This window comes from Brumimicrobium salinarum (genome assembly GCF_002844555.1).
Classification (GTDB): domain Bacteria; phylum Bacteroidota; class Bacteroidia; order Flavobacteriales_D; family Crocinitomicaceae; genus Brumimicrobium; species Brumimicrobium salinarum.
Genome location: NZ_PJNI01000007.1, coordinates 77601 through 103080, shown reverse-complemented (window position 1 = coordinate 103080; position 25480 = coordinate 77601). Strand labels below are relative to the sequence as shown.

The window sequence follows — 25480 nt, the reverse complement described above, 5'->3', positions numbered from 1 at the left end:
CCTTATTTGCCTAAAAATGCAACTGTATTTTGTTTATCAATCCCTAAAATTACATTTCCAGCAACTTCAGTTTGATCAATTTTGAAGTCTTTTGAAGCAGCGTAGGACCTTAATCCTTTCGTTAATTGACGTTCTAATTGTTTACTTTTTCTATACATATATACGAATGGCAAAATGATGGCTGCTGCGGAGATTCCTCCGATAATTAAATTTCCTGTTTCCATTTTTATTTGAATTTCTGATTTTGTGTCAATGACACATATTTTTAATTGTTAAAACAAAGCTATAAACGGTGATTAAACACCATTAAAATCACGTTTGAATAATCGTTTTATAGACTTTTTAATCGTTTTTCTAGAATGATCAAAAATGGATTACCAGAAATTATGGAAAGGGAAAATGATGTCGATGGCTGGAAATTGAATTTCCAGATGATGCTTAGATTTTAAATAATCTGTATCAATTTGAAAAAGCCGATCACCTAAAATTTGAACGATAATCTGAGCATCAACAAATGGTGTTTCTCCCTCTTGTGGCAAGGGAACTATGTTTACTCCATTTCCATCAACTTGAATAGCTTGTGGAAAAACAATTTTAGATAGTTCAGCAAAATGAGTCGCTTCACCTGATTCGATGTTTGTGGATTCATCACTTTGGGGCAAAGTTAAATTCAAGCCAAATACAGAAAAACTGTAAATCGCTAAAAAGAAAGCCAAGGTGATATTTCTCCATTTTGTTTCCACGAGGCAAATGTAGATTAAAATGTTTTATAATCCGATTTTGATTTCTCTAAAAAATGCAGCTTATGAAATGTTCGACGAGGACATCAAAGGAACGTTAGAAGCAGGAAAATACGCTGATTTTGTAATTTTGGATAAGAATCCGTTAAAAACTGAGGCCGAAAGCATTAAGGATATTGAAGTTTTAGAGACGGTGAAGGAAGGAGAAACTGTTTTTCAGAAATAATTCGATAAAATTAAAATGTAAAGAACATTAAAAAGGATTGAAAAAGTAATCTTACAAAAAAGCTACCTCAAGAAATTATCTCGAGGTAGCTTTTTTTATTTTTTTATAAAAAAGTAAACTTACGCTACAACCTCATCAGCTGAAAAATGAAAGTCACCTTCTATTTTTGCATTTTCGTCAGAATCTGAACCGTGAACTGCATTTTCACCCACTGAACTTGCGTATTTCTTACGAATTGTTCCTTCATCTGCCTCTGCTGGATTAGTTGCACCAATTAAAGAACGGAAATCAGCAACAGCGTTATCTTTCTCTAAAATTGCAGCAACGATAGGTCCTGAAGTCATGAACTCAACCAATTCACCATAAAAAGGACGTTCACTGTGAACAGCATAAAATTCTTTTGCTTGCTCTTCAGTTAACTGCGTATATTTCATCGCTTTAATCTCAAATCCTCCATCAGTAATCATTTGAAGAATGTTTCCGATGTTACCAGCCTTAACTGCATCTGGTTTAATCATTGTAAAAGTTCTATTTCCCGCCATTTTATTTTATTTTTTTTATGTGGCGCAAAAATAGTGATTTTGAATTGAATAAGTAGATTCCTAAAGATATATTTTACTGTTATACAAATCGGAAAGTTTTCACGACTTTTATTATTCAATTTTTATAACTGCTTTGAAGAGTTCGTTTGATCAAAGGCCAACCAAAGGAAAAAGTTATTTCTTTTTTATTGGTCTGATAATCATTAATAAAGTAACTTACGTTCATTAATGGATCCTTTCCATAAGTGAGACTGCTCATATAAACACAATCCCAAGTATTCCTAGGTCTCCTTGTCTAAAAGAAAACTCAGTGTTATCCATAGGCGTTTCACAATTATACATTACACGCCCCTCAACTGTATATTCTTCACCTTTGTTGATGGTCTTGTTACAACCCAAAGATAGAATTGCAACAAAAGTTAATGTGGTGATGTATTTTATAGTTTTCATAATTTCTCGGTTTTAAAAACCATTGTGTATTAATCAATTTTTATTACAGCATCGTAAAGTTCGCCTTTACAATGATTTGAAATTTCCAATTCAGTTTCTACCCAATTCGAATTATTATTAATTCTATATTTTACATAAAAGGTAGATGCTGAGTTATACCATATACTACTCATGTCTGGATAATTTAAAACAGTATCTATTACTCCATTTTCAAAAGGACCAGAAATATATATTCTATTATTATTTTCATTGAAAATATCATTATAATTTGGTATTTCCAATGTATCATTTGATGTGTAAGGATTGACAACATCAAGTGATATTTTAAAGCTAAATGTTGGATTATAATAAATATTTCCTAAATCAATATTTTCAAAAACGGGGATATTATTCATAATGGTTCCACCGTCCCTTATTTTAAAATCTGAAACATTAGCCTCTTTTCCATTATAAACGATTTTAAAATAACCCTCCGCATTAGTTTTAACTGTTAGTGATAAAGGCTTCTTAAGCCCAAGTATTCCTGGGTCTCCTTGTCTAAAAGAAAACTCCGTGTTAACTATAGGCGTTTCACAATTATACATTAAACGCCCTTCAACTGTATATTCTTTGCCTTTGTTGATGGCCTTGTTGCAACCCAAAGATAGGAATGTAACAAGAGTTAATGTAATTAAGTATTTTATTGTTTTCATAAATCACAGTGTATTACTCTATTTTCAATACACCTTCGTAGAGCTTATTAATATTGGCGCAATAGTCAGGAATTTCAATATAAACATTTTTGAAATCTGATGGTGTTTGAGAGAGGCAATGAATAATGCGAAGTTCCATTATCTCTTTATAAGTAGGGTGTTTAAGCAAACTCCAGTTCCAAACAGTATCAATCACTCCATTTTCAAAAGGACCTGGGATACGTAATAATGCATAAGGGTTATTGATAGCATTATAATCAGGCATAATTAAAGTATCATTTTCTGTATATGCCTCAACTACTTCAAGGCGGCGCACAAAACTTATAATTCTGGCCCCGATAACAACCTCGCCCAATTTTACATTTTCATGGACTGGTATTCCATCCAACAATGTTCCACCATCCCTAATTGTAAAATTTGAACCATTAGCCTCTTTGCCATTATAAACGACTTTGAAATAACCTTCTGCATCTGTTTTTACAGTTAATGATAAAGGATCTTTAATCGAGATTAATGCTGGGTCTCCTTGTCTAAAAGAAAACTCAGTGTTATCCATAGGCGTTTCACAATTATACATTAAACGCCCCTCAACTGTATATTCTTTGCCTTTGTTGATGGCCTTGTTGCAACCCAAAGATAGGAATGTAACAAGAGTAAGTGTGATTATATTTTTCATTTTTGTTTTCATAATTTCTAGAATTTATTTTATTATTAACCTTCTTACTTCCTGATTTTCATAGCCTTTAATGCGAACCATATACATTCCACTTTGAATACTCTTTAAAAGGTGAAGCCAAAAAAATGTTAGATTTTTTATAAGGACTTCCTATTGGACTTGGATGATCGAATAAATAATTATTTATAGTGTCAAAAAGAAAGTAGTCTCCAGTAGAAAATGCTTCCTCTTTTAGATAAAAATATTCATAATCCATTAATCCAATTGGAATTGTGTCTCCATAGAATTGTGAGGCATTGAACTCAAGAGTATTAATTTTTGATAATGGAAGAGTATCATGAGCAGCATAATACATTTCATCATAGACTTGTCTCCATACTTTGAAATCTGCAGTATCCACACTATTATTGGAGTAAAATGAAGAATCACTCATCTTGGCTGAACGTTCATATAAAAACAACACGTCATTATTAGGATATGTTATCTGACTAAAGATATGTCTTAATTGCTCATTAGCATCGTTAAGATATGGATTTTGAGCTCCTAAGAATAAAGAAGAGCATAGAATTGCAAAAAGTAGAAACAATCTTTTTTGTTGCTTGTTGCTTGTTGCTTGTTGCTGAAAATGGTTGTTTCCTTCATAATAGTAATGTATTGATTGATACATAAATTTATATGCTATTTATAACAAAACCAAATATTTAACCTATTAAGTTTGATTTTATTCTTTCTTTTAACACCTTCATTTACTGACGCTTCCTTCATTTCATAATGAACACCTCTTTAAATTGTGTTGAAACCGAGAAATGTTTATCTTCAAAAAGGAAAATAATTTAATTCAATTCCGAATGAAAGAAGTTTACGTTACAAAAGTAACTGACTAGTGAATCTTTATTTCAGACTTTTGCATCAATTAATCACAGAGAGAAAAAAGAGAAAATGCAATTACTTAAAAAGTTCATGCCAATTTTTGATTGGCTTCCCAATTACAAAAAGAAAAATTTACAAGGAGATTTATCTGCTGGTTTAACCGTAGGTATTATGTTGATCCCACAAGGAATGGCTTATGCGATGTTGGCAGGCTTAGATCCTATTCATGGACTTTATGCAGTAACCGTTCCTATTTTACTATACGCGCTTTTTGGAACTTCTCGGCAACTAGCCGTTGGTCCAGTTGCAATGGTATCTTTACTTACGGCTGCAGGAATTGGAACTCTAAACCCAGATTCTCCTGAACAATATTTACTGTATGCCTTAACTTTAGCTTTTCTAATAGGTTTGATTCAATTTGGAATGGGAATTTTGCGTTTCGGATTCTTCGTTAACTTCCTTTCACATCCAGTAATTAACGGTTTCACATCAGCTGCTGCAATTATTATTGGACTCAGTCAAATCAAACATTTATTTGGAATTGAGCTCCCTAGAAGTGAATATTTACAAGACATCATGGTAAATATTTATCATAACATTAGCGGCATCAACTGGACAGCCTTCGGTATTGGAATTGCAGGAATCATCATCATTAAATTTGGAAAAAAGATTCACAAAAGTTTACCTACACCTCTATTAGCAGTAGTTTTTGGAATCCTTATCGTTTGGGGCTTTAACCTCACCGATCAAGGCGTTGCTATTTTAGGAGATGTTCCTTCCGGACTACCTGGACTTTCTTCTCCTTCGTTTTCGATGGAAACCTGGAGTGTTTTACTTCCTATTGCCATTACCATTTCCTTGGTGAGTTTTGCTGAAAGTTTTGCCGTTTCAAAGGTGATTCAAAACAAGCACAAAAATTATAAATTAGATGCTAACCAAGAATTGATAGGTTTAGGAATGGCTAATTTCGGTGCTGCATTTTTTATGGGATACCCTGTAACAGGTGGATTCTCAAGAACTGCTGTTAACGATCAGTCAGGTGCAAAAACAGCATTAGCTTCCATCATTAGTGTGGCTTTAATTGTCATTACTTTATTGTTCTTAACGGAACTTTTCTTCTACTTACCAAAGTCTATTTTAGCAGCAGTTGTAATTGTAGCCGTAATGGGATTAATTGACATAAAAACACCAAAAACATTATGGAAGGCAGATAAAACTGATTTTATTTTGTTGATGACTACCTTTGTTTCGACTCTAACTTTAGGAATAGTTGTTGGAATTATCATCGGAATGGTACTTTCACTAATTGCTGTTTTATACAAAGCTTCTCGTCCGCACATGGCGAAACTAGCGAAAGTTCCAGATGCTAACATTTACAGAAATACGAGCCGTTTTGAAGGACTGAAGGAAAACAATGACGAGTTATTTATTCGAATTGATGGACAGATCTACTTTGCCAACATCAGTTTTATTCAAAAACGAATAGAAGCTTGGGAAAAAGAGAAAGGCAATAACTTGAAAAAAGTGATCCTCAATTTTGAAAGTGTAATTTCCATTGATAGTTCGGGAGCGCATGAAATTGAAGAATGGATTCGCAATTGGCATAAAAAAGGAATTCAAGTTGCCATTGCCGGAGCACGTGGACCAGTTAGAGATATCCTTAAAAAATGGAACATGATTGAAAGTTTAGGCAAGGAAAATATTTTTGTAAACATGCATGATGCGGTCTTGTTTTTAAATGAAGATGGAAAAGGAAATAGTTTAGATAAAAAGTATGCACTGCAGAGTAATGTGTGATTGAACCCACAAGTAATTGATTTAAAAGCGGCACTGTAAGGGTGTCGCTTTTTTGTTTTTCAGTTCTTTACCCTCCATTTTATATCTCTTCAATTATTCTTATCTTTCGATTTATATAAAAACGACAAAACACAATGGAATTATCGATAGTTGATTTAGCAACCGTTTTACCTGGGGAAACTCGTCATGATGCGTTAATGCACAGTATTGAAGTTGCTCAGCATGTGGAACGCTTGGGCTTTAAACGAATATGGTTTGCGGAACATCATGGAAGCGCCTCAATTGCTGGTCGAGTACCAGAAGTATTGATTGCAGCAGTAGCGGCCAAAACGTCTACAATAAGAGTTGGTTCAGGTTCCGTGTTATTGAATCATTACAGTCCATTTAAAGTAGCGGAAACATTTTGCACTTTAAATGAATTACACCCTGGACGAATTGATTTAGGAGCTGGAAGAGCAACCACAGGACCTGTAAATGATTTCGCATTACAACAAGATAGGAGTAAACAATTTCGTGCTGATTCAGATCAACAGGTTTTAGAATTGACCGCTTGGCTAGATAATAGCTTTCCTGATGAACACCCATTTTCAAAGTCGCCTGTGCATACAGATGATAGTATACCAGAGCTACATATTTTAGGCTCTAGCCCGTGGAGTGCTTCCGCAGCTGCTCACTTGGGATTGCGCTATGTTTTCGCAGGGTTTATCAATCAAAAAGGGACAAAAGACATACTTAAATCTTACCGTGAAAAGTTTAAACCTTCTAAAGGTCAAAGTGGAATAAAATCCCCGCAGGTAACTTTAGCAGTTCATGTTGTTTGTGCGGACACCGAAGACGAAGCACGTAAACAAATTGGTCCGGTAAACATCATGTACAATAATCTTTCGAAAGGAATTTTAGACGCCAAGCTCCCAAGTCCAGACGAGGCTATTAAAGAACTTGGAGGATTACCAAAAGTTGAAAAATATGTTGCCGGAACTGGAATTCCGCCAAAATTTATTGCCGGAACACCTAAGCAAGTGCACGAGCAATTAACGCAATTAGAGAAAGACCTTGGAGTTGATGAGATTATTATTCAAGACATGATGACCGATCATAAAGCACGAATGAGATCCTATGAATTGATGGCTAAGACTTTTGGATTGAAATATACATTTAACCAATAGGAATCGTGAAGAAAAAACAAACATTAGAAAATTTAGACCAAGAATTTTGGAATTCAAAATATGAGAATAATCTCACAGGCTGGGATTTGGGAATGGTCTCCCCTCCTATTAAGGGTTATGTCGATCAACTTGAAGATAAGAATTTACGCATTTTAATTCCCGGAGCGGGAAATGCTTATGAAGCCGAATATTTAATCGAAAATGGGTTTAAAGATATTACGGTAATTGACATTGCGCCCCGATTAATTCAAAACTTAAAGAAAAAGTTTGAAGGTGATTCTGCCATTCAATTGATACATGGAGACTTTTTTGAACACGAAGGAGAATATGATTTAATCATAGAACAAACCTTCTTTTGTGCGATACATCCATTATTGCGACCAAAATATGTTGAAAAAATGAAAACTTTACTTTCTGAAGATGGAAAACTGTGTGGTTTATTATTCAACAGAAAATTTGAAGGCGGACCACCATTCGAAGGAAACAAACAAGAATATGAAGAATTAATGAAAGACGATCTTCATATTAAAATCATAGAAAAATGTTATAATTCGCATCCCGCAAGAAAAGACACAGAATTATGGATTCAACTTCAAAAATATTAAATTTGAAATTGAACATAAAAGATGATTTTTTAAAGAGAATAATAAGACTTAAAAAAAGATCAAAGGCAAGGCATGTGTAGATTGAATTATTAGGAGTTTATTTTTATAAATGACAGATAATTAAAGCAAGCATAACGCAGAATTTGCGTAATAATAAAAAGGATAAGAGGTCTTTGATCAGAATTGCGCAAAGGCAAGGCTTGTGCAGATGGAATTATTAGGAGTTTATTTTTATAAATGACAGATAATTAAAGCAAGCATAACGCAGAATTTGCGCAATTCTTGCAAAGAACCAAGGTCTGTAACAATTGATACGATAAAATCACAAATGATTCCCGACCTTTGTACCAGTCAAAAGAAAATAATTAAAAAACAATAAAAAAAAGAGAGATATGAATATTGAACAAATTTATACTGGATGTTTAGCACAAGGTGCGTATTACATTACAAGTAATGGAGAAGCGGCAATTATTGACCCTTTAAGAGAGATACAACCGTACTTAGACAGGTTAGAAAAAGACGGTGTTAAGCTAAAGTACATTTTTGAAACGCATTTCCATGCAGATTTCGTTTCAGGACACTTAGATTTAGCTAAAGCTACTGGAGCAGACATCGTTTTTGGTCCTACGGCAGCGCCAGAATTTGATTGTATTGTTGCAGAAGACGAACAAATCTTTGAAATTGGAGACGTAAAAATTAAAGTGCTTCATACGCCAGGTCATACAATGGAAAGTTCAACTTTCTTATTAATTGACAAAGATGGAAAAGAGGAAGCAATTTTCTCAGGAGATACATTATTCTTGGGAGATGTTGGTCGTCCTGATTTAGCTCAAAAAGCAGCAAGCATGACACAAGAAGAATTGGCTGGTCACTTATATGACTCGTTAATGACGAAAATCATGCCTTTATCCGATGACATTACGGTTTATCCAGCTCACGGAGCAGGTTCAGCATGTGGAAAAAACATGATGAAAGAAACTGTTGATACATTAGGGAACCAAAAGAAAGTAAACTATGCTTTGAATCAGCCAAACAAAGAGGCTTTTATAGAAGCAGTTACAGATGGATTGCTCCCACCTCCAGCTTATTTCGGTGCTAACGTAGCAATGAATAAGAAAGGATATAAAAACGTTGACGAAGTTATTAAAACTGGATTAACTGCACTTTCTCCAAAAGAATTTGAAGCAGCTGCAGAAGGAACAGGAGCATTAATCCTAGACACACGAAATAACGGAGAATTCGCTCAAGGATTTATTCCAAATTCAATCAGCATTGGAATCAATGGAGACTTTGCTCCTTGGGTTGGAGCAATGATAGGAGACGTTCAACAACCTTTACTTTTAGTTACTGATGATGGCATGGAAGAAGAAGTTGTGATTCGTTTGAGTCGTGTAGGATTCGACAATGTGGTAGGATTCTTGAAAGGAGGATTTGAGGCTTGGAAAAAAGAAGACCGCGAAATTGACAAGGTAGATCGCATTACACCGGCAGAGTTTGAGACACGTTTTGATGTTGAGAAAAGCAAAGTATTTGATGTACGTAAAGCAACAGAATACGAAGCAGAACACGTTGAGGAAGCATTTTCTCGTCCATTGGCTAGCCTAAACGATTGGATAAAAGATATCAATCCAGATGAACATTTCTTCATGCACTGTGCAGGTGGATACAGAAGTATGATTGCTGCAAGTATTCTACAATCTAGAGGCTACAGAAACTTCACAGAAATAGAAGGCGGAATGGGTAAGATTGCAGAAACAAAAGTTCCTAAAACAGATTACGTTTGTACTTCAAAAACAATGTAATTCGTTAGTATAAATTCAGCGCAGTGATTCATCAGAGTCACTGTGCTATTTTCAAATAATGGATTGTTTAAACGATGATTAAAGCAGATTTAAAACGCGTTTAAATGATCTTAAAAAAAACTAAATATAACCAATGAGTTATTTAAAGAAAATAGGATTAGGCGCAATGATTTTTGGATCAATAGCAATGTCAAGTTGTTCCAATTCACAAACTTCAGAAGCTAGCAATTCTGGTCAGGAAACAGCACAACAAAAGGATAAACAAATTGATTTTGAAAACGCTTACATTGTTGATGTTCGAACACCACAAGAATTTGCATCGGGGCATTACGAAGGAGCAATTAACATTCCGCTCAACACCGTAGAAGCACATCTTGATGAATTTGAAGGTAAGGAACAAATTGTTGTTTATTGCAGAAGTGGTGCACGTTCTGGAAACGCAAAAATGATTTTGGAAAATGCAGGTTATTCAAACGTAATCAATGGCATTAATCAATCAAATCTTGAAAAACTCGAGGATAAACAAAAATAAACATGGAAAAAGGCGATAAAATAAAGGTCTTAATCCCCACAGATTTTTCGATCGAGGCGGAATATGCGTTCAAAATGGTAGAAAATCTTTCTTCCACAGCGAACATGGAAATCACTTTCTTGCATATTTTAAATGTTCCCGATACTGTAACTTTGGGCATTGACAATACCATTAGCACATGTGGAGAAATTGATGTACACTTTGTGGAAGTACAAAGAAATATGGCCGTGGAAAAACTGGAGGAGCTCAAGAAAAAACATCCTGCTGTAAAAACAGACTTAATTTTCGGTCATACAACAACGGGAATTATCAAATATGCTGAAGAAAACAAGTATGATCTTATTGCACTTGGAACAAAAGGAACATCAGGATTTGCAGAACGATTTATTGGCAGTAACGCGCAATTGATTGCTCGAAAGTCTGACATTCCTGTTTTAACCTTAATGTGTGATCGTTCTGAATTAGAATTAAAAGACATTCTTTTTGTTCACGACTTTGAAGAAAATGACAATCAGAACTTAAAATTGATGAAGCAGTTTATTAAAATCTTTGATACTAAACTTCATCTTTTACAAATTCTTACCCACAAGGAAGACGAAAACACAGTGAAAGAAAACATGGCAGTTTTTGCGCAAAAAAATGGCTTAAACAAATATGAAATGCACATTATCCACGATAGTAATATCGAGGAAGGCATAAACCATTTCACCGCAGAAAACAACATGGATTTGATCTGTATGGGAACACATGGAAAAGGTGGAATATTCCATAAAAGTGCAACTGAAACCTTAATCAACCATCTTTACAAACCAATTATTTCTTACAAAATTAAATAGATAAAAAAATGATAGACTTTATAATGCAACCTTGGCCATGGTGGTTCTCAGGGCTGGTCATCTCATCCGTAATGTTTCTGCTTTTATTCTTCGGAAACTCCTTTGGATTCTCTGCAAACCTACGCACAATTTGTTCAATAGGCGGTGCAGGAAAAAGAGTAAAATTCTTCGATTTCGATTGGAAAAAGCAAATCTGGAACTTGGTGTTTCTAGTCGGTGCCATTCTGGGTGGATATATCACCAGTGAGTTTTTAACTTATCCAGACCAAGTCGTAGACATTTCAGAAAACACCATTAAGGATCTAGAAGCGCTCGGCTTTTCAGCGCCAACATCAATGCAACCCGCAGAACTGTTCAGCTTAGAAAATGCTTTTACGCTTAAAGGATTCTTGATTTTAGCCATTGGAGGTTTGATGGTAGGATTCGGAGCAAGATATGCTGGTGGATGTACATCAGGTCACGCCATTAGTGGTATAGCAGATTTACAAATTCCTTCCATGATTGCCGTTGCTGGATTCTTCATTGGCGGATTAATCATGACTTTCGGAATTTTTCCATTGATATTTTAATTAAAACTTAGAGAGAGATGAAATTTATTAAATACTTAATAGTGGGAGCACTATTTGGAATTGTGATGGCTAAATCTGAAGCAATTTCGTGGTATAGAATCCAAGAAATGTTTAGGTTCCAAGCTTTTCACATGTACGGAATTATTGGTGTAGCTGCTGTTCTTGGAATCATCGGGGTAGCCTTAATCAAGAAATTTAAAGCAAGAGACGTACAAGGGAATCCAATTCTATTTTTCCCGAAAAACAAATCAGTCGCAAGATACCTCATAGGAGGAACAATCTTTGGATTAGGCTGGGCTTTAAGTGGAGCGTGTCCAGGTCCTATGGTGGTTAACATTGGATACGGATTTATTTCCTTCGGAATTGTACTCGTATTTGCAACCTTGGGAACCTACCTATACGGAGCGATAAAAGATAAATTGCCACATTAATTAACGATAAAAAATATAAAAAGTGAACATTAAAATGAAAACAAAAAACCTTAGACATCAACATTTTATCTTAAGTTTTCTGCTTTTGTTCACTTTTTTATTGCCTCAGTTGGCAGGAGCACAAACAACATCAACTGATTCTATTCCTACTTTAGCCAAATTCTTAAAAAAAGGAAAGCTCAACTTTCACTCGAGAACCTATTTTATGGGCACCCTAAACGAAGGCAGTTCAACAGATTTTTTTACCATTGCACAAAGTCTTGGGGTCAAATATAAAACCCCAGCATTTTACGGATTTCAAATTCAGGCTGGCGGATATTTATCAATGCGCTTAGCAGAACACAATTTGATTGACGAGAACACGGGAGAATGGAATAAAGCGAGGTACGAAAAACCTCTGTACGACATCAATAATCCCAATAATCATTATAATCTTGGAATTTTAGATGAAGTTTATTTGTCTTACAAGCATAAAAATCTAAGTTTTAAACTAGGAAGACAAAGCTACGAAACACCTTTAATGAACAAAAACTACAATCGTTTGCGTCCAAACATGTTTCAAGGTTTATCTGCAAAGTATAAACTCAATGACTTTACAGTTTCTGGCGCCTGGTTTATTTCAGAGGCTGTGAGAGGAACAATGAGAACCTACTCAATGGCCAATTCTTTTGGCGTTTATGGTCAAGGTAAAAATCGCAATGGCGAAAAACACGATTACCACAACCACATCAGTTCACTTGGTGTAGGGGTATTTGGTGTTCAACATGAACTTAAAAACTTAAAAACACAAGTATGGAATTACACAGCAGAAAATGTATTCAATATGAGTTTTTTGCAATCGGATTATCGTTTAGAAAAAGATGATTTGACATATATAATTGGAGGACAAGGGTTTTATGAATACGCTTTAAATCATGGTGGAAATAAAGATCAAACAAGGACTTATATTTGTGCAGATGAACAAAGCTTTGGTTTTGGAGGACAATTAGGCATAAATGTAAAAGACCAACATCAATTTACAGCAAACTACCTTGCCATTTCTGATCAAGGCAGATTTCTTTTCCCAAGAGAATGGGGACGCGAACAGTTTTATGCGAGTCAAACCACTGAGCTCTTTGAAGGTTATGGTGGCTTAAATGCTTATGTGTTGCGTTATCGTTTCCAGTCAAAGAACAAACGACATGCGTCTATCGTGAGCGGTGGTTTTGTAGATCAGCCAGGTCTTGATGAAGTAGAATTGAATAAATATCAATTGGCAGATTATTACCATTTTTTAATTGAGCACAAGTATCACTTTCAAAAGCAACTTGAAGGGTTGAGTTTACGCTTTATTGCTACCTATAAAACTGATTTTTCTAAAAATGAAATGTCTGCAGCGCAAAAGCTTAATAAAGTAGATATGATTAATTTGAATCTGGTGTTAGATTATCATCTTTAAACAACCTTTCAAGGTGTAAAAAGCAACTTAAAAACAGTTCCTGTATCCGTTGTAACTTGCCTAATATCCCCATCAATTTGTTCAGTTAAGCTCTTGATTAACATCAACCCTAAACTTTCTACTTCTTGATTTAAAATATCCGTAAATGCTTTTTGACTTTGATCACCTATGGTTAATTGAAATTCTTTATTCGGCAAACATTCTAAATTTACAAAAACGAAAGATTTTCCTTGTTCGTCTGCTCCATGTTTAATAGCATTAGTAACAATTTCATTAATAATTAATCCTAAAGGAATCGCCTTATTTAAAGAAACAAAAACAGTCTCGGTTTTTAAGTCAATTTCTACTTTTTTATTTTTTGATTCAAAAGTTCTTATTAAATCATCAGTTAATTTAGCTAAATACTTTCCAAACTCTATTTTATCAAGGTTTTCAGATTGGTAAAACATTTCATGAATAGCAGCCATCGATTTAATTCTATTTTGACTTGCTTCATAGAGAATGGATAAATCATCATGGTTTGAATTCAATCCAGCTTGTAAAGACAATAAACTAGATATAATTTGCAAATTATTTTTCACCCGATGATGAATTTCTTTCAAAAGTAAATCCTTCGCTGTTAGGTCGTTCATTAATTCATTTTGTGCTAACCTCAATTGGGTTACGTCACGAGCAGTGCAATACGCTAAATTGGTCTCAGGATCAAATTTTGAATTCCAACTTAAATAAACAACCTCTCCATTTTTTGTAACATACCTGTTTTCATCTACAATCGTTTTATTTTTAACATCAATTTGTGAAACAAGTGCATCTGCTCTTTCTCTATCATCAGGATGAATAAAATCCATATAACTTGTGGAAAGCAATTCTTTTTCAGAGTAGCCCAGCAACTTTGTCCATGCCGGACTAACTTTTACAAAATATTGATCAACGTGCACAATACAATGTAAATCGGAAGAAAGATTAAAAAAGTTATCCAATCCTTTTTCGCCAGTTATTTCAGGTGTTAAATCTTTTACTAACCCCTCCACTCCAACAATTTCTTTCTTTTCATTTAAAATTGGATTCGATGAAAATGAAACAATTTTATCGTTTCCTGAAGGTGTCCGAATACTTTGATTCATTATCATTTGATCATACGTAGTTTTCATTTTATCCAACTGCTCTGGGAAGCGAAGTGCAGAAGGTTCAGAAACACAGGTCATATAAAAGTCATTGAGTGTGCCTTCATAGTTTTCAGGGTATTCAAAAATTTCATAGGTTTTTTTAGACCAATCCATAATTCCTGTTTTAAAACAGTATGACCACTGACCAACATTTGAAAAATTTTCAGATTCTTTGAATAACTTTTCTTTAGCATTTAATTCTGCTCTGATACTTTTAATTTCATCTTCGGTTAGCGCACCTAAACTAGAGAGCTCCTTTTTCAAGGCAGGCGAGTTAAATTTATCGGCTAGCCTTTTAAGCTTTGTTAATTTATTTTCTGTTGATCTAATTTCCTGAATTAACTGTTTTATTTCCTCTTCCATTAAACATTGATTAGTAAACGAATAGTGAAAATTACAATAAAACTTTGTAAAAAATGTGTTTTTTACTTGATAGTATAACTCAGTTGCGATAAACTGTCATTTTTAAAGAATTCAGCAGCAACATTTTGAATGTCATTCGTAGTTATCCTGTCAATCTGCTCATAGATTTCGGCAATGGTATCAATTTCATTAAAAATCAATAAGCTTTTTCCAAAATTAAGCATCAATCCAGCATTATTGTCCATGCCTAATGCTAAATGTCCTTTCATTTGTTGCTTCGCTTTTTTAAGCTGACCATCAGTTAAGGGTTTTTCAATAAACTTTTGAATTTCTTTATATATCAAGTTAATCGTCTTTACTCTGTATTTGGGATCTGTTCCCGCATATACATTCCAATAACCAATCTCTTCAAATGGAGTATAGTTTGCCTCTATATTGTAGGTGTAGCCATATTTTTCACGAATCGATAAACCCAATCGCGAATTAAGCGCAGGACCACCTAATAAATTTATGATTAAATTAAACACCCTACGATCGGGATGATTATATCCTGGAGCAGCTCCTCCAATGAGAATATGAGATTGAAAATTGGCTTCTGATTTATTAACGAAAAACGGAATTATATGTGAAGCTTGAACAGCAGAAACAGGTTCTTTTTGATGTGAAAATTTACCAAAATCAGCGTTTAGCTTCTTTATCACTGTTTTGGATTCAATATTTCCAATAAAAGAAATAACCATATTTTCTGGATAAAAAAACTTGTCTACATAACGAATCAAATCTTCACGTTGAAAAGATTGAACTGATTCAACTGTTCCCAAGATATTATTACCCAAAGGATGATTAGGGAACAAATAAGATTCAAACTCATCAAATATTTTATCGGAAGGACTGTCTAAATAAGAGTTGATTTCATCCAAAACTACTTCCTTTTCTTTTTGAATTTCATTTTCAGGAAAAGTAGAATTAAGCATTATATCTGCCAAAAGATTAGAAGCACGTTTAAAATGTTCGGTTGTAAATGAACTGTACACACAAATCTCTTCTTTGGTTGTATAGGCATTCAATTCTCCACCTACTGAATCAAGACGTGACAACACATGAAAAGCTCTTCTATTTTTTGTCCCTTTAAAAATACAGTGTTCTAAAAAATGAGCCAATCCCTCCTCATTTTCTTGTTCATATCGGGAGCCAGCTTTCACCACAACACCTAAATGAGCAACAATAGAAGGGTCGTGTAAATAACTTACACGTAAACCATTATCTAAGGTGAAAACTGTTGGTTCAACATTATGCATAATTACATCAAGGATTACGTCTGCTCACTGTCCAAACTTCAGATTCAACATTATTTCTCTCAAAACAAATACGATCGTGAAGCCGATTGGGTCTTCCTTGCCAAAACTCTATATACGTTGGTCGTATTAAATATCCGCCCCAAAATTCCGGACGTGGAACTTCTTTATTTTTGAATTGTTTTTTTACGCGTTCTAATTCTTTTTCCAAGGAAACCCTATCTGAAATAACTTCACTTTGTTTTGAAGCCCAAGCTCCAAGCTGACTACCACGTGGTCGGGACGCAAAATATTCATCCGATATAAATTCGGGTGCCTTTTCAATCTTACCCTGAACACGAATCTGTCGCGATAATTCATCCCAGAAAAACAACGCTGAAACTTGAGGGTTTTCACCTATTTGTTTTCCCTTTTCACTTTCGTAATTGGTATAAAAAATCAACCCTTCCGCCAATAAATCCTTCAAATAAACCACACGAGAAGAAGGCATTAAATCAACACCAACAGTACTGACTGTCATTGAGTTTGGAGAAACACACTGTTTTTCAAAAGCTTCTTGATACCATTTTTTAAACAACAACATAGGATCAATTTTTTTCAACTCATCCGTTAACTTTCCCTTATCGAAATCTGTATGGTCATTTCTAAGGATATCAAGAAACTCCTTCATTTTATTTATTTTGTGTCATCTTCAAAACTTACATGATCTTCGTCTGAATTCTCTTCAGTCATTTCTTCTGTTGGTTCTTCATCAACATCATCTTGATCACCATAGTCCTCATCCTCTCCTGATTCTTCATTTTCAACTTGTGCAGGAGCAACTCCAGCTTCCTCTTCTTCTGTTAATGGTCTTCTACCGACTTCAACATCCAAATCTGGATTATAAGGTAATACCTCAACAATACTCGTTAAGGTAATTGCAGGCACTTCAAAAGTTACCGTCATATCACTTAAGCTTTCTTTAATACGTTCATAAGCTTGATGAACAGTTTCTGCAGTAACTAAAAAGTTACTTGTTATTTTCTTTTCCTTACCGGAGTCGGCATCTACAGAAACATAAGTTAACTTACACTTATACCAATCATCAGCATCTTCGTAATAAAAAATATCTGCATACTCTGTTTTTGCTATTCCTTTAATTTGGAATTCGCCTCTCACCCTTTCTCCTACTTCTTCATATATACGCGCTTCAGCCTCTGTAAAAGATGTTGCGTCAACTAAATATGGCTCAGTTACGCTTTTCAAACGTCCATCTTCTAGTTGTTTAATGTATTTAACTTTAACGGTAAACCAATTATTCATAATATTATTTTAATATAATTCTTTTCGTTTTCAAGACTTACAAAGTTAGCAGAATTTAAACCTTTAATCGAAAAAAAGAACGGCTTATTTTTAAGAAAAACCGCAAAAATCGATCAATAATTTAAAGGATATTTTCGAGACTAAGCATTTGGGGGTGCCCCATACATTTTCTTCGCTTCGCTACAAAAATAATGGGTCGGGTCATCCACTATATCTCTGCCCATAAATTGCCAGAGGATGCCGTTACTCCCCCTCACCCGCAAAGCAGGGACAAACTGTACTTCCAATACAAAACTTAAAAAGGATATCCAATAGCAATATGCAACTGTGGTCTGAATGGATTAGGCATCAAATCCTTGTAATAGTATTCTCCTGTATCAGGATTCTTTCCCCAGCGATCAATTCCTTCTTGAATATAAGGTTGTTTATCTTGAAAAATCCACTTGGCGTTATCTGGCAACGCAGGATTTCTCAGTGGAATCCCTAAATCAAGACGGACAATTAAAAAAGTAAAATCCAATCGAACACCAATACCACTCGAAACACTTAATTGCTTATAAAAATCTTTACTTATTTGACCACCTGGTCGGTTGGGATCTTCATTATACGTCCAGACATTTCCTACATCCGTGAAGAACGCGCCTTCAAATAGTTTGGATATTTTAAAACGATACTCAAAGGAAGCCCCCAGTCTCATATCTCCCAATTGTGTAACAGTGCGGTTTGAATCAAGATAATATTTGTAAGCGCCTGGACCCAAAGAACGCGCTCTAAACCCACGATTATCAATAGATCCTCCACCAAAAAAACTATAATCAAAGGGTAAGTTTAAACCATTGTTTTCCAAAGGGACTCCGGCGCCAAGTTGCAAACGATAATGCAGAGATTGATTGTTTAAATATTGATGTAGCGTAAACTGATTGTCTAAGCGAATAAACTGAGAGTATCGTTGACCCAAAAATGTTTTAAATCCATTTGAATTTTCTGCTTTATCTTTAGTAATTAACCCCACAATCATTCCTGCCATGTCAAAATTAAAACCATAATTAAAAGTAATGGTTCCTTGTTTCAAATCCGGATTAGTGAAACTATACGTAACGGCAGCATCTTTATAAATCGCTTGATTACTATATGCATTGATTAGAAACAAATCGTTTTGTTGTTGCAACTGACTTTCAAACGCTTCTGTTTTATCAATACGTACAAATTGTATCCCACCAATCAATGGAATACCTACCGTAAACACTTGGGTCCTAAAAATGTCATAAAACTTCCATAAATAATTCAATTGTACGGTTTGACGTTTAAAATAAGGTTGTTGCTGAAAGTTATACGCTGCAGAGAATGTAGTTGTTGGGTTTTGATTTTTTGATAATCGATTCATCGAAATCGGAAAAAGACCAGGCACATCCAATTCAAAAGAAGGTCCAAACTCTAGGGTATTAAAACTTCTCGTTCCATCTTGAAGCACATTCTCCTCTGCACTTGAAGCAAAAATTTCAGGTTGAGATTCAAAACCACCACTAAAACTTATTTTTAACCTTTGACCTTTTCTAAAAAGATTTCGGTTCTGATAATTAAAAGAAGTGGAGACCCCTAAATAACTATTTGCATGTGTTCCTTTAGGCTCAAAACTAAAAGATTGCTGCTTTTGAGGAGTAAGATAATAATGAACATCAATGGTATTGTCCTCATTCTCCTGAATCTCGGGTTTTACGGTTTTAAATACTCCCATATTTAATAAACGACTGTATGATTCTGGTAAAAACTTTCCTTTGTAATAATTGGTTTCTTCGAGATAATTCTGAAACTCTATCAACTCTGCTTTAGTTGTTAATTCCCCATTGTAAACAAAAGTGGCTGTTCGCAGCTGTGCATTTCTTCCATCGTACCAATCATATCTTAGGGTATCAAAGGTTGGAACCTGATCATAAGGACCTAAAACAATACCCCTAGGATCGAGTTCCTTAATTTTAAAATTCCCATCGTAAGTTATTGTATCTAATAAATGAAACGTGACATTCCTAACAATGGTGGAAGCAAAAGGCTTTAGTACCTGATTTTCATCATTTCCCACATATCTCTTTGCGATATCAACCGCTACTTTTATATTTTTATCATGCGATAAAGTATCAATTTCATAAGAAATATAACTTTCCTTAAACCCATATATCGCATTATTCTTCATGTATTCAGAAAGATCTTTTCTCATCTTTCCAAGCGCATCAGCATCAAATCGAAATGGAGGAATTAATGCCTGCTCACTTTCATTCATGAACTTATTGTAAATGCCGATAATCGTTGCGTTTTCGTTTCTTAGAAAAATAGAGTCAACGAAATACAAATCACCAGGAACGATATGATAGTCAACTTTAGCCCTTTTCTTTTTATCTTTTAAATCGGGATCGGTACGAACAGAAGCATTGAAATAACCTTTCTTTTGCATAAAAAGTTCTATTTGCTCTTTGGAAGTTTGTGTTAATGAAGGGTTGTAAATAACAGGAGCTTCACCATACCCATATTTGATTCTTCCTCTTATAGGTAATTTGGGATCTATTGTATCTTTAAGCTCTATTACCTTTGGTGTGTAAAAATCCTCACCATGCTTTAATGCCCTCTTAATGCGTCTTTCATTAATTCTTTTCTGTCGTTTTAATCGGCGTTTATTTTTCCTTTTATACCTTGAAAGCAATCTTTTCTTATCCTTCTCCACTTTTGCAGAATCAATAGCGTTGTAGGCACGTAGCTTTAGACGAAAACCAAGTGTTCGATGATTAGGTCTTTGTCGAATCACGCTTTCTACCTTACTTTTATCAACTTGCGTTTCTTTTGGTAAATGCACATTATTCTTCACTAAAAGATAACTGTTAGAAGGAACATGCCTTTTTATATTGCATGCTCCAAGCAAACAAATAATGAATAAAATCAGACTATAAAAACGAATTTGCTTCACAACCAACAAAAATAAGAATCAAAGAGGTATAAATCACTTTTTGAAACATCTTTTGTGTGTTTCAAGGTTTTTAAAGAATAAATAATGATATGTTTCTTACAATTACGTATTTTCAAACTGAATTAAAAGAGAGGATATTTGTTAAAATACCTACCAAAATCTAGTTTTAAATAAGGAAGACAGAAATAGTATATGTACAAAGAAAAAATCCAGTAAGAATATGGGGAAAGATTGCCAAAATATATTTAAATCTTAAAATTTATTCAGCAAAATTCTGAATCATAAGGCTTCTATGTGGAGCTACGCGGAATCGAACCGCGGACCTTTTGCATGCCATGCAAACGCTCTGCCAACTGAGCTACAGCCCCATATTATAACTCCTCAGAAAAGAAGTGCTTATATTTTTCTCGAAGATAATAAAATTACTGAAAAGTATATGTTGAATATTTCAACTAATAAATCCCTAAACATTTTCTATTTTTATCGTCAAGAAATAAAAAGATGATTTCAAAACAACAAATCAAATACATTCGTTCCCTTCACAAAAAAAAGTTCCGTGATCAAAATCGGCAATTTATTATTGAGGGGCCTAAAATGATTAAAGAGGCAATGGAGTATGCTCCGCATAGCATTTCACATGTTTTTGGTTTATCAGAAATGGAACATTTATTTGCTGAACAAGTCGCTTTCGAATCCATCAGCCAAAAAGAGTTAAACCAGATTTCTGTTTTGAGACAGCCTCAAAAAATACTTGCAATCTGCAATTATTTGCCTCCTAAAAGTTTGGATCCTGAATTTTATATTGCGTTAGACACCATTCAAGATCCAGGGAATTTAGGAACAATTTTACGTTTAGCCTCATGGTTTGGTGTCCAACAAATTATTGCCTCAAAAGAGACAGTAGATTGTTACAACACTAAAGTTGTACAAGCTTCCATGGGAGCAATTTTTAATGTACAAATAGAATATGTAGACTTAAAAGAGGCACTTCAAAATGTAAACCTTCCCATTTACGGTTCGTTATTAAATGGTGAAAACATCTATCAAAGCCAAAAAGCAAAAAAAGGAATACTTCTGATGGGAAATGAAGGAAAAGGTATTCATTCTGATCTACTTCCGCTAATAACCCATCCAGTTACGATACCAAAGTTCGGGTATGGCGAATCGTTAAATGTAGCAATGGCGACCTCTATTTTCCTTTCTGAATTTTCTAGGTCTTCTTAGATTTACATTTTTTTCTTACCTACAAATCGAACAACATCACCTTTTCCTACGTGAAATTTCCCTTCATCAAAAATGGTTTCTAATTGATATAATTCTTTTATTTCTAATGGTGAAAACTCTGATCTAATTTCATCAATTGAGGTTAAAAACTCAATCTTTTTGGTCCTCCAACTTTTGGATTTTTACTATTTAATGCCAAATGTTTTTTACTGAAAGACTCAGAAATAATCAATCCTCCAGGTTTTAAAAGTCGAATAAATTCTTTTCTGTATTGTGCTCTTATTTTCGGATCAAAATGAGTAAAAATCAAAGCGATTACATCAAATGTATTTGGTGGATATGTTAAATCTTCTAATGCTCCAACTTGATAGTTAATCGATAATTTATGTTTTTCTGCCAACTGATCTGCTTTTTTCTTTCCTTCTCTACTAATATCAAAAGCATCAACTTCCCATCCGCTTCTAGCAGCACAAACACTATTTCTTCCCTCTCCGTCTCCGGGAAGTAAAATTTTTCCGGGTGTTAGTTTAAACAATTGTTCTTTAAAATACTCATTCGGTGCTTCCCCGTAGGCGAAGTCAACATCTGCATAGCGATTATCCCAAAATTCTCTCATCTCATTCTTTATTTGTATACAAAAGTATGTGCTTTAAAGCTTATTTTCTGTAACATTAGTTATTTACATTCACCAAATGCCAAAAAGAAAAAAGAAAAAGTAAAATTAAAAGCAGACTTTAGGTTTCAATCTTCGGGTGTTTAAATCGAACTGTTCACTTTCTTTGCGATTGCTTGAACACAATTAAGACCATCAACGGCAGCAGAAGCAATCCCACCAGCATATCCAGCACCTTCTCCACATGGATATAGGCCTGAAACTTCGACATGTTCTAATGATTTTGGGTCTCTAGGAATAGCAACTGGGGAAGAAGTTCTAGATTCTGGTGCCATTAACACTGCTTCATTGGTTAAGTACCCATTCATTTTTCGACCAAAATCTTTAAATGCCTTTCTGAGTGCATCTGCCAAAAAATGAGGTAAAACTTGGTTTAAATCTACGCTTACCATTCCAGGTTGATGACTACTTTTAGGCAGATCTTTAGATTTCTTTCTGTTCACAAAATCAAGCATGCGTTGGGCTGGAACTGCTTGCGTTTTACCAGCGGCAATCCAACAATCTTGCTCTACTTTCGCTTGAAAATCTAAACCAACAAAAGGATTGTTTTTCGTGTAATTGGGTAGTCGTTTGGGATCAATTTCTACAACAATTCCAGAATTTGAATAGGGATTATTTCGTTTGGAAGGAGACCATCCGTTGGTCACTACTTCTCCAGGAGCAGTGGCGCAAGGTGCTACAATACCACCTGGACACATACAAAAAGAGTAAACGCCTGTTTTTCTAACCTGAGTAACCAAACTATAAGTTGCGGGTGGCAAAAACTCATCATTCAAACGTCCGTGATATTGTATTTGGTCAATTAACGCCTGTGGATGTTCGATTCGTACACCAAGCGCAAAACCCTTAGCCTCCATTTTTACGCCTCGTTGATGCAGAAGTTTGAAAATATCTCTTGCAGAATGGCCAGTGGCTAAAACAACATGATTTGTTTTTATTTTCTTATGACCATTCAATTCAAGTCCATCAATTTTATTTGCTTTGATAATAAAATCTGTAACTTTTGTATTAAAATGTACTTCGCCACCTGCTGCAATGATTTGTTCTCGCATTGCAGTAATAATTTTCGGTAATTTATTCGTACCAATATGCGGATGTGCGTCTACTAAAATATCATAAGGAGCTCCAAATTGAACAAATAAGGATAAGACTTTCATCACATTTCCACGTTTTTTTGAACGTGTATATAATTTTCCATCCGAATACGTTCCTGCTCCTCCTTCTCCAAAACAATAATTAGATTCTGGATTAACCACGTGTTCTTTATTGATTTTCGCCAAGTCTCTTCTGCGTTCCCGAACATCTTTTCCACGTTCAAAAACTATGGGTTTAAATCCAAGCTCTATGGCTTCAAGAGCTGCAAAAAGTCCTGCTGGACCTGCTCCAACAATAAAAATAGGTTCTTTTTTGGAAACATTTTTATAAAAAACTTCTGGAAGTTTAGGCGTTTCATTTTCAATACATAAAACCACTTGCAGATTGTATTTCACAGGTTTTTTACGTGCATCAATAGAACGTTTACGGATGTAGAAATAAGGGAAATTAGAATTTTTATTTTTTCTGTTGGCCTGCTTTAAGATAAACTCCTCATCACTTAACTGCTCTGGCAAGACCTGAATCTGAACCGTATTTTCCATTACCCCTCAAATGTTAATGAAATCCACCACACGCGATTGTACAAAGCATTAATTGGCCTTGACAATGGTGTATTGTCTTGAATTAGCGCGTTTTTAAAGCCATGTGATAACTTTAATTCAATTCCAAACTTGAAGAATGGTAAGAAAAAATCAGCGCCTGCCCCAATTTGAGCCTGAAAATCGTCTCGAAATATTTTAATGAAAGGATCACTAAACTTTTGAGCGGTTTCCTCTTGTGACTGTAAGTCAAGTGTATATTGTGCTCCAGCAATAATATACGCCGCAAAATTGTTATATCGAGCTGTTCTAAACTTGAACAACAAAGGGAAATCTAAATTGGTTGAACCTACTATTTGCTTTTCAGTTTCTAATTTCATTTCCTCATTATCATCTGCGATGTAGGTATAAATCAAATTTCTTTCTGTAAATGATAAAGAGGGGATAAAACGCAAACGAATTAAAGGAGTTCCTAACTTTAACGAGCTAATGATCCCTAATTGAAAACCGGGCTGACTTTTATTGGCAATATCATACGTATTATAATCGGCTAGCATATTCGGTTTGTACCTAGTTGAAAAATCAGCAGTATTAACGCCCAACATAAAACCAAAATGGATGAGCTTTCGATCAAACTTACGATAATTTTGGGTAAGCGGATTACGTTGTGAAAAAGCCACACCTATGGTTAATGTAATAAAAGCAATACTAAATATGATTTGTTTCAACATACTGATCAATAAAAACGTTTAATCCTGTTTTTTATTTTGTACCGGTATAAATAGTTGCTATTCCACCAGACACTAATTTTGCTGATGTATTTTTATATCCTAATTTATCTAAGATAGATAAAAAATCTTGACCTTCTGGAAATGCAGCAACAGACTCAGGTAAATACTCATAGGCAGAGCTATCCTTTGAAATCGATTTTCCCATAGCAGGAATTACATATTTAGAATAAAAACCAAACAATTGTTTAATCGGAAACTTTTTAGGTTTTGAGAACTCCAAAATTACAGCTTTTCCCCCTGGAGCAATAACACGGAGCATTTCAGCGAGTCCTTTTTCAAGGTTTTCATAGTTTCTCACACCAAAACCAACTGTCAAGGCATCAAATTCATTATCTTCAAAGGGTAAATCTTCAGAATCACCATTGACCATAGAAATGATATTCTCCTTGCCTTTCTTTTTTATTTTTTCACGTCCTTTTTCTAACATTCCATTAGAAATATCAACACCTACAACCTTTTCTGGATTTAATTTTAGGGCCGCTAAAGCGAAATCACCCGTTCCTGTTGCTAAATCAATCACCTTCTTTGGTTTGACTTCTCGCAACATTTTAATGGCCTTTTTTCTCCAGAGATGATCTATACCTAAGGATAAAAAGTGATTAAGAAAATCATACTTTGCAGAAATATTGTCAAACATTTCTGCAACTTCTTCTTTTTTTGACTTGTCTGTTTTATTGTATGGCTTTACTACTTTTTCTTTTGTCATA

The 25480-nt window shown here is 34.5% G+C and carries 27 protein-coding genes and 1 tRNA gene; 11 read left to right on the top strand and 17 right to left on the bottom strand.

Going from position 1 to position 25480, the window contains the following annotated elements:
- Positions 1–2: 2 nt before the first annotated feature.
- Both CW751_RS07115 and CW751_RS07110 read right to left on the bottom strand, forming a co-directional pair.
- Positions 3–224: a hypothetical protein gene (locus tag CW751_RS07115; protein WP_101334315.1), complete on the bottom strand. Its 222-nt coding sequence runs from the start codon at positions 222–224 to the stop codon at positions 3–5.
- Positions 225–374: 150 nt separating this feature from the next.
- The gene (locus CW751_RS07110; protein WP_101334314.1) at positions 375–743 is read right to left on the bottom strand and encodes a hypothetical protein; all 369 of its coding nucleotides are present in this window, start codon (positions 741–743) and stop codon (positions 375–377) included.
- A gap of 19 nt (positions 744–762) precedes the next feature.
- On the opposite strand from CW751_RS07110, the gene CW751_RS07105 reads away from it, so the two are divergent.
- Positions 763–966, top strand: coding sequence for an amidohydrolase family protein (locus CW751_RS07105; protein WP_101334313.1), 204 nt, complete (start codon positions 763–765; stop codon positions 964–966).
- A 119-nt stretch (positions 967–1085) separates the two neighbouring features.
- On the opposite strand, the gene CW751_RS07100 is transcribed toward CW751_RS07105, so the two are convergent.
- From CW751_RS07100 to CW751_RS07080, 5 genes are all read right to left on the bottom strand, one after another.
- Complete coding sequence (locus CW751_RS07100) at positions 1086–1508, bottom strand: nucleoside-diphosphate kinase (protein WP_101334312.1); 423 nt, start codon at positions 1506–1508, stop codon at positions 1086–1088.
- 255 nt (positions 1509–1763) lie between these two features.
- Positions 1764–1958 carry a hypothetical protein gene (locus tag CW751_RS07095; protein ID WP_101334311.1) on the bottom strand — a complete coding sequence of 65 codons (195 nt, stop codon included), beginning with the start codon at positions 1956–1958 and terminating at the stop codon, positions 1764–1766.
- A 29-nt stretch (positions 1959–1987) separates the two neighbouring features.
- The gene (locus CW751_RS07090; RefSeq protein ID WP_101334310.1) at positions 1988–2650 is read right to left on the bottom strand and encodes a hypothetical protein; all 663 of its coding nucleotides are present in this window, start codon (positions 2648–2650) and stop codon (positions 1988–1990) included.
- 13 nt (positions 2651–2663) lie between these two features.
- Positions 2664–3338 carry a hypothetical protein gene (locus CW751_RS07085; protein WP_101334309.1) on the bottom strand — a complete coding sequence of 225 codons (675 nt, stop codon included), beginning with the start codon at positions 3336–3338 and terminating at the stop codon, positions 2664–2666.
- Positions 3339–3393: 55 nt separating this feature from the next.
- Positions 3394–3993, bottom strand: coding sequence for a hypothetical protein (locus tag CW751_RS07080; protein ID WP_101334308.1), 600 nt, complete (start codon positions 3991–3993; stop codon positions 3394–3396).
- A 272-nt stretch (positions 3994–4265) separates the two neighbouring features.
- Here CW751_RS07080 and CW751_RS07075 point away from each other — a divergent pair, with 272 nt between their 5' ends.
- The 9 genes from CW751_RS07075 to CW751_RS07035 all read left to right on the top strand — a co-directional run bounded on the left by CW751_RS07075 (position 4266) and on the right by CW751_RS07035 (position 13372).
- Complete coding sequence (locus tag CW751_RS07075; RefSeq protein ID WP_101334307.1) at positions 4266–5993, top strand: SulP family inorganic anion transporter; 1728 nt, start codon at positions 4266–4268, stop codon at positions 5991–5993.
- Positions 5994–6127: 134 nt separating this feature from the next.
- Positions 6128–7159 (top strand): MsnO8 family LLM class oxidoreductase, encoded by a 1032-nt coding sequence (locus tag CW751_RS07070; protein WP_101334306.1) that lies wholly within the window; start codon positions 6128–6130, stop codon positions 7157–7159.
- A 5-nt stretch (positions 7160–7164) separates the two neighbouring features.
- Positions 7165–7764, top strand: a complete 600-nt coding sequence (locus CW751_RS07065; RefSeq protein WP_101334305.1) for a methyltransferase domain-containing protein — start codon at positions 7165–7167, stop codon at positions 7762–7764.
- 392 nt (positions 7765–8156) lie between these two features.
- Entirely contained in the window at positions 8157–9566 is a 1410-nt protein-coding gene (locus CW751_RS07060; protein WP_101334304.1) for an MBL fold metallo-hydrolase, read from the top strand.
- Between the two features lie 133 nt (positions 9567–9699).
- Entirely contained in the window at positions 9700–10098 is a 399-nt protein-coding gene (locus tag CW751_RS07055; protein ID WP_240612542.1) for a rhodanese-like domain-containing protein, read from the top strand.
- 2 nt (positions 10099–10100) lie between these two features.
- Complete coding sequence (locus tag CW751_RS07050) at positions 10101–10934, top strand: universal stress protein (RefSeq protein WP_101334303.1); 834 nt, start codon at positions 10101–10103, stop codon at positions 10932–10934.
- Positions 10935–10942: 8 nt separating this feature from the next.
- Positions 10943–11503 carry a YeeE/YedE family protein gene (locus CW751_RS07045; protein WP_165779240.1) on the top strand — a complete coding sequence of 187 codons (561 nt, stop codon included), beginning with the start codon at positions 10943–10945 and terminating at the stop codon, positions 11501–11503.
- A 17-nt stretch (positions 11504–11520) separates the two neighbouring features.
- The gene (locus tag CW751_RS07040) at positions 11521–11934 is read left to right on the top strand and encodes a DUF6691 family protein (RefSeq protein ID WP_101334301.1); all 414 of its coding nucleotides are present in this window, start codon (positions 11521–11523) and stop codon (positions 11932–11934) included.
- 34 nt (positions 11935–11968) lie between these two features.
- Positions 11969–13372 (top strand): OprD family outer membrane porin, encoded by a 1404-nt coding sequence (locus tag CW751_RS07035; RefSeq protein WP_119782959.1) that lies wholly within the window; start codon positions 11969–11971, stop codon positions 13370–13372.
- Positions 13373–13380: 8 nt separating this feature from the next.
- Here the strand turns inward: CW751_RS07035 and CW751_RS07030 are convergent, their stop codons facing one another.
- The 6 genes from CW751_RS07030 to CW751_RS07005 all read right to left on the bottom strand — a co-directional run bounded on the left by CW751_RS07030 (position 13381) and on the right by CW751_RS07005 (position 20819).
- Entirely contained in the window at positions 13381–14901 is a 1521-nt protein-coding gene (locus tag CW751_RS07030) for a PAS domain-containing sensor histidine kinase (RefSeq protein WP_101334299.1), read from the bottom strand.
- Between the two features lie 62 nt (positions 14902–14963).
- Positions 14964–16199 (bottom strand): M16 family metallopeptidase, encoded by a 1236-nt coding sequence (locus CW751_RS07025; protein WP_101334298.1) that lies wholly within the window; start codon positions 16197–16199, stop codon positions 14964–14966.
- Positions 16200–16206: 7 nt separating this feature from the next.
- Positions 16207–16866, bottom strand: coding sequence for a pyridoxamine 5'-phosphate oxidase (pdxH, locus tag CW751_RS07020; protein WP_101334297.1), 660 nt, complete (start codon positions 16864–16866; stop codon positions 16207–16209).
- A 5-nt stretch (positions 16867–16871) separates the two neighbouring features.
- Complete coding sequence (locus CW751_RS07015) at positions 16872–17498, bottom strand: DUF4494 domain-containing protein (protein ID WP_101334296.1); 627 nt, start codon at positions 17496–17498, stop codon at positions 16872–16874.
- 295 nt (positions 17499–17793) lie between these two features.
- On the bottom strand, positions 17794–20451 hold the full coding sequence (gene tamL, locus CW751_RS07010) for a translocation and assembly module lipoprotein TamL (RefSeq protein ID WP_449495002.1): 2658 nt from the start codon (positions 20449–20451) through the stop codon (positions 17794–17796).
- 295 nt (positions 20452–20746) lie between these two features.
- Positions 20747–20819, bottom strand: a tRNA-Ala gene (locus tag CW751_RS07005).
- Positions 20820–20952: 133 nt separating this feature from the next.
- Here CW751_RS07005 and CW751_RS07000 point away from each other — a divergent pair.
- Complete coding sequence (locus CW751_RS07000) at positions 20953–21675, top strand: TrmH family RNA methyltransferase (RefSeq protein ID WP_101334294.1); 723 nt, start codon at positions 20953–20955, stop codon at positions 21673–21675.
- A 142-nt stretch (positions 21676–21817) separates the two neighbouring features.
- Here the strand turns inward: CW751_RS07000 and CW751_RS06995 are convergent, their stop codons facing one another.
- The 4 genes from CW751_RS06995 to ubiE all read right to left on the bottom strand — a co-directional run bounded on the left by CW751_RS06995 (position 21818) and on the right by ubiE (position 25479).
- The gene (locus CW751_RS06995; RefSeq protein ID WP_317045797.1) at positions 21818–22291 is read right to left on the bottom strand and encodes a class I SAM-dependent methyltransferase; all 474 of its coding nucleotides are present in this window, start codon (positions 22289–22291) and stop codon (positions 21818–21820) included.
- Positions 22292–22431: 140 nt separating this feature from the next.
- On the bottom strand, positions 22432–23985 hold the full coding sequence (locus CW751_RS06990; protein ID WP_101334293.1) for an NAD(P)/FAD-dependent oxidoreductase: 1554 nt from the start codon (positions 23983–23985) through the stop codon (positions 22432–22434).
- The gene (gene porT, locus CW751_RS06985) at positions 23985–24713 is read right to left on the bottom strand and encodes a type IX secretion/gliding motility protein PorT/SprT (RefSeq protein WP_101334292.1); all 729 of its coding nucleotides are present in this window, start codon (positions 24711–24713) and stop codon (positions 23985–23987) included. Before porT ends, CW751_RS06990 begins: the two co-directional genes overlap by 1 nt.
- A 31-nt stretch (positions 24714–24744) precedes the next feature.
- Complete coding sequence (gene ubiE, locus CW751_RS06980; protein ID WP_101334291.1) at positions 24745–25479, bottom strand: bifunctional demethylmenaquinone methyltransferase/2-methoxy-6-polyprenyl-1,4-benzoquinol methylase UbiE; 735 nt, start codon at positions 25477–25479, stop codon at positions 24745–24747.
- Position 25480 lies beyond the last annotated feature (1 nt).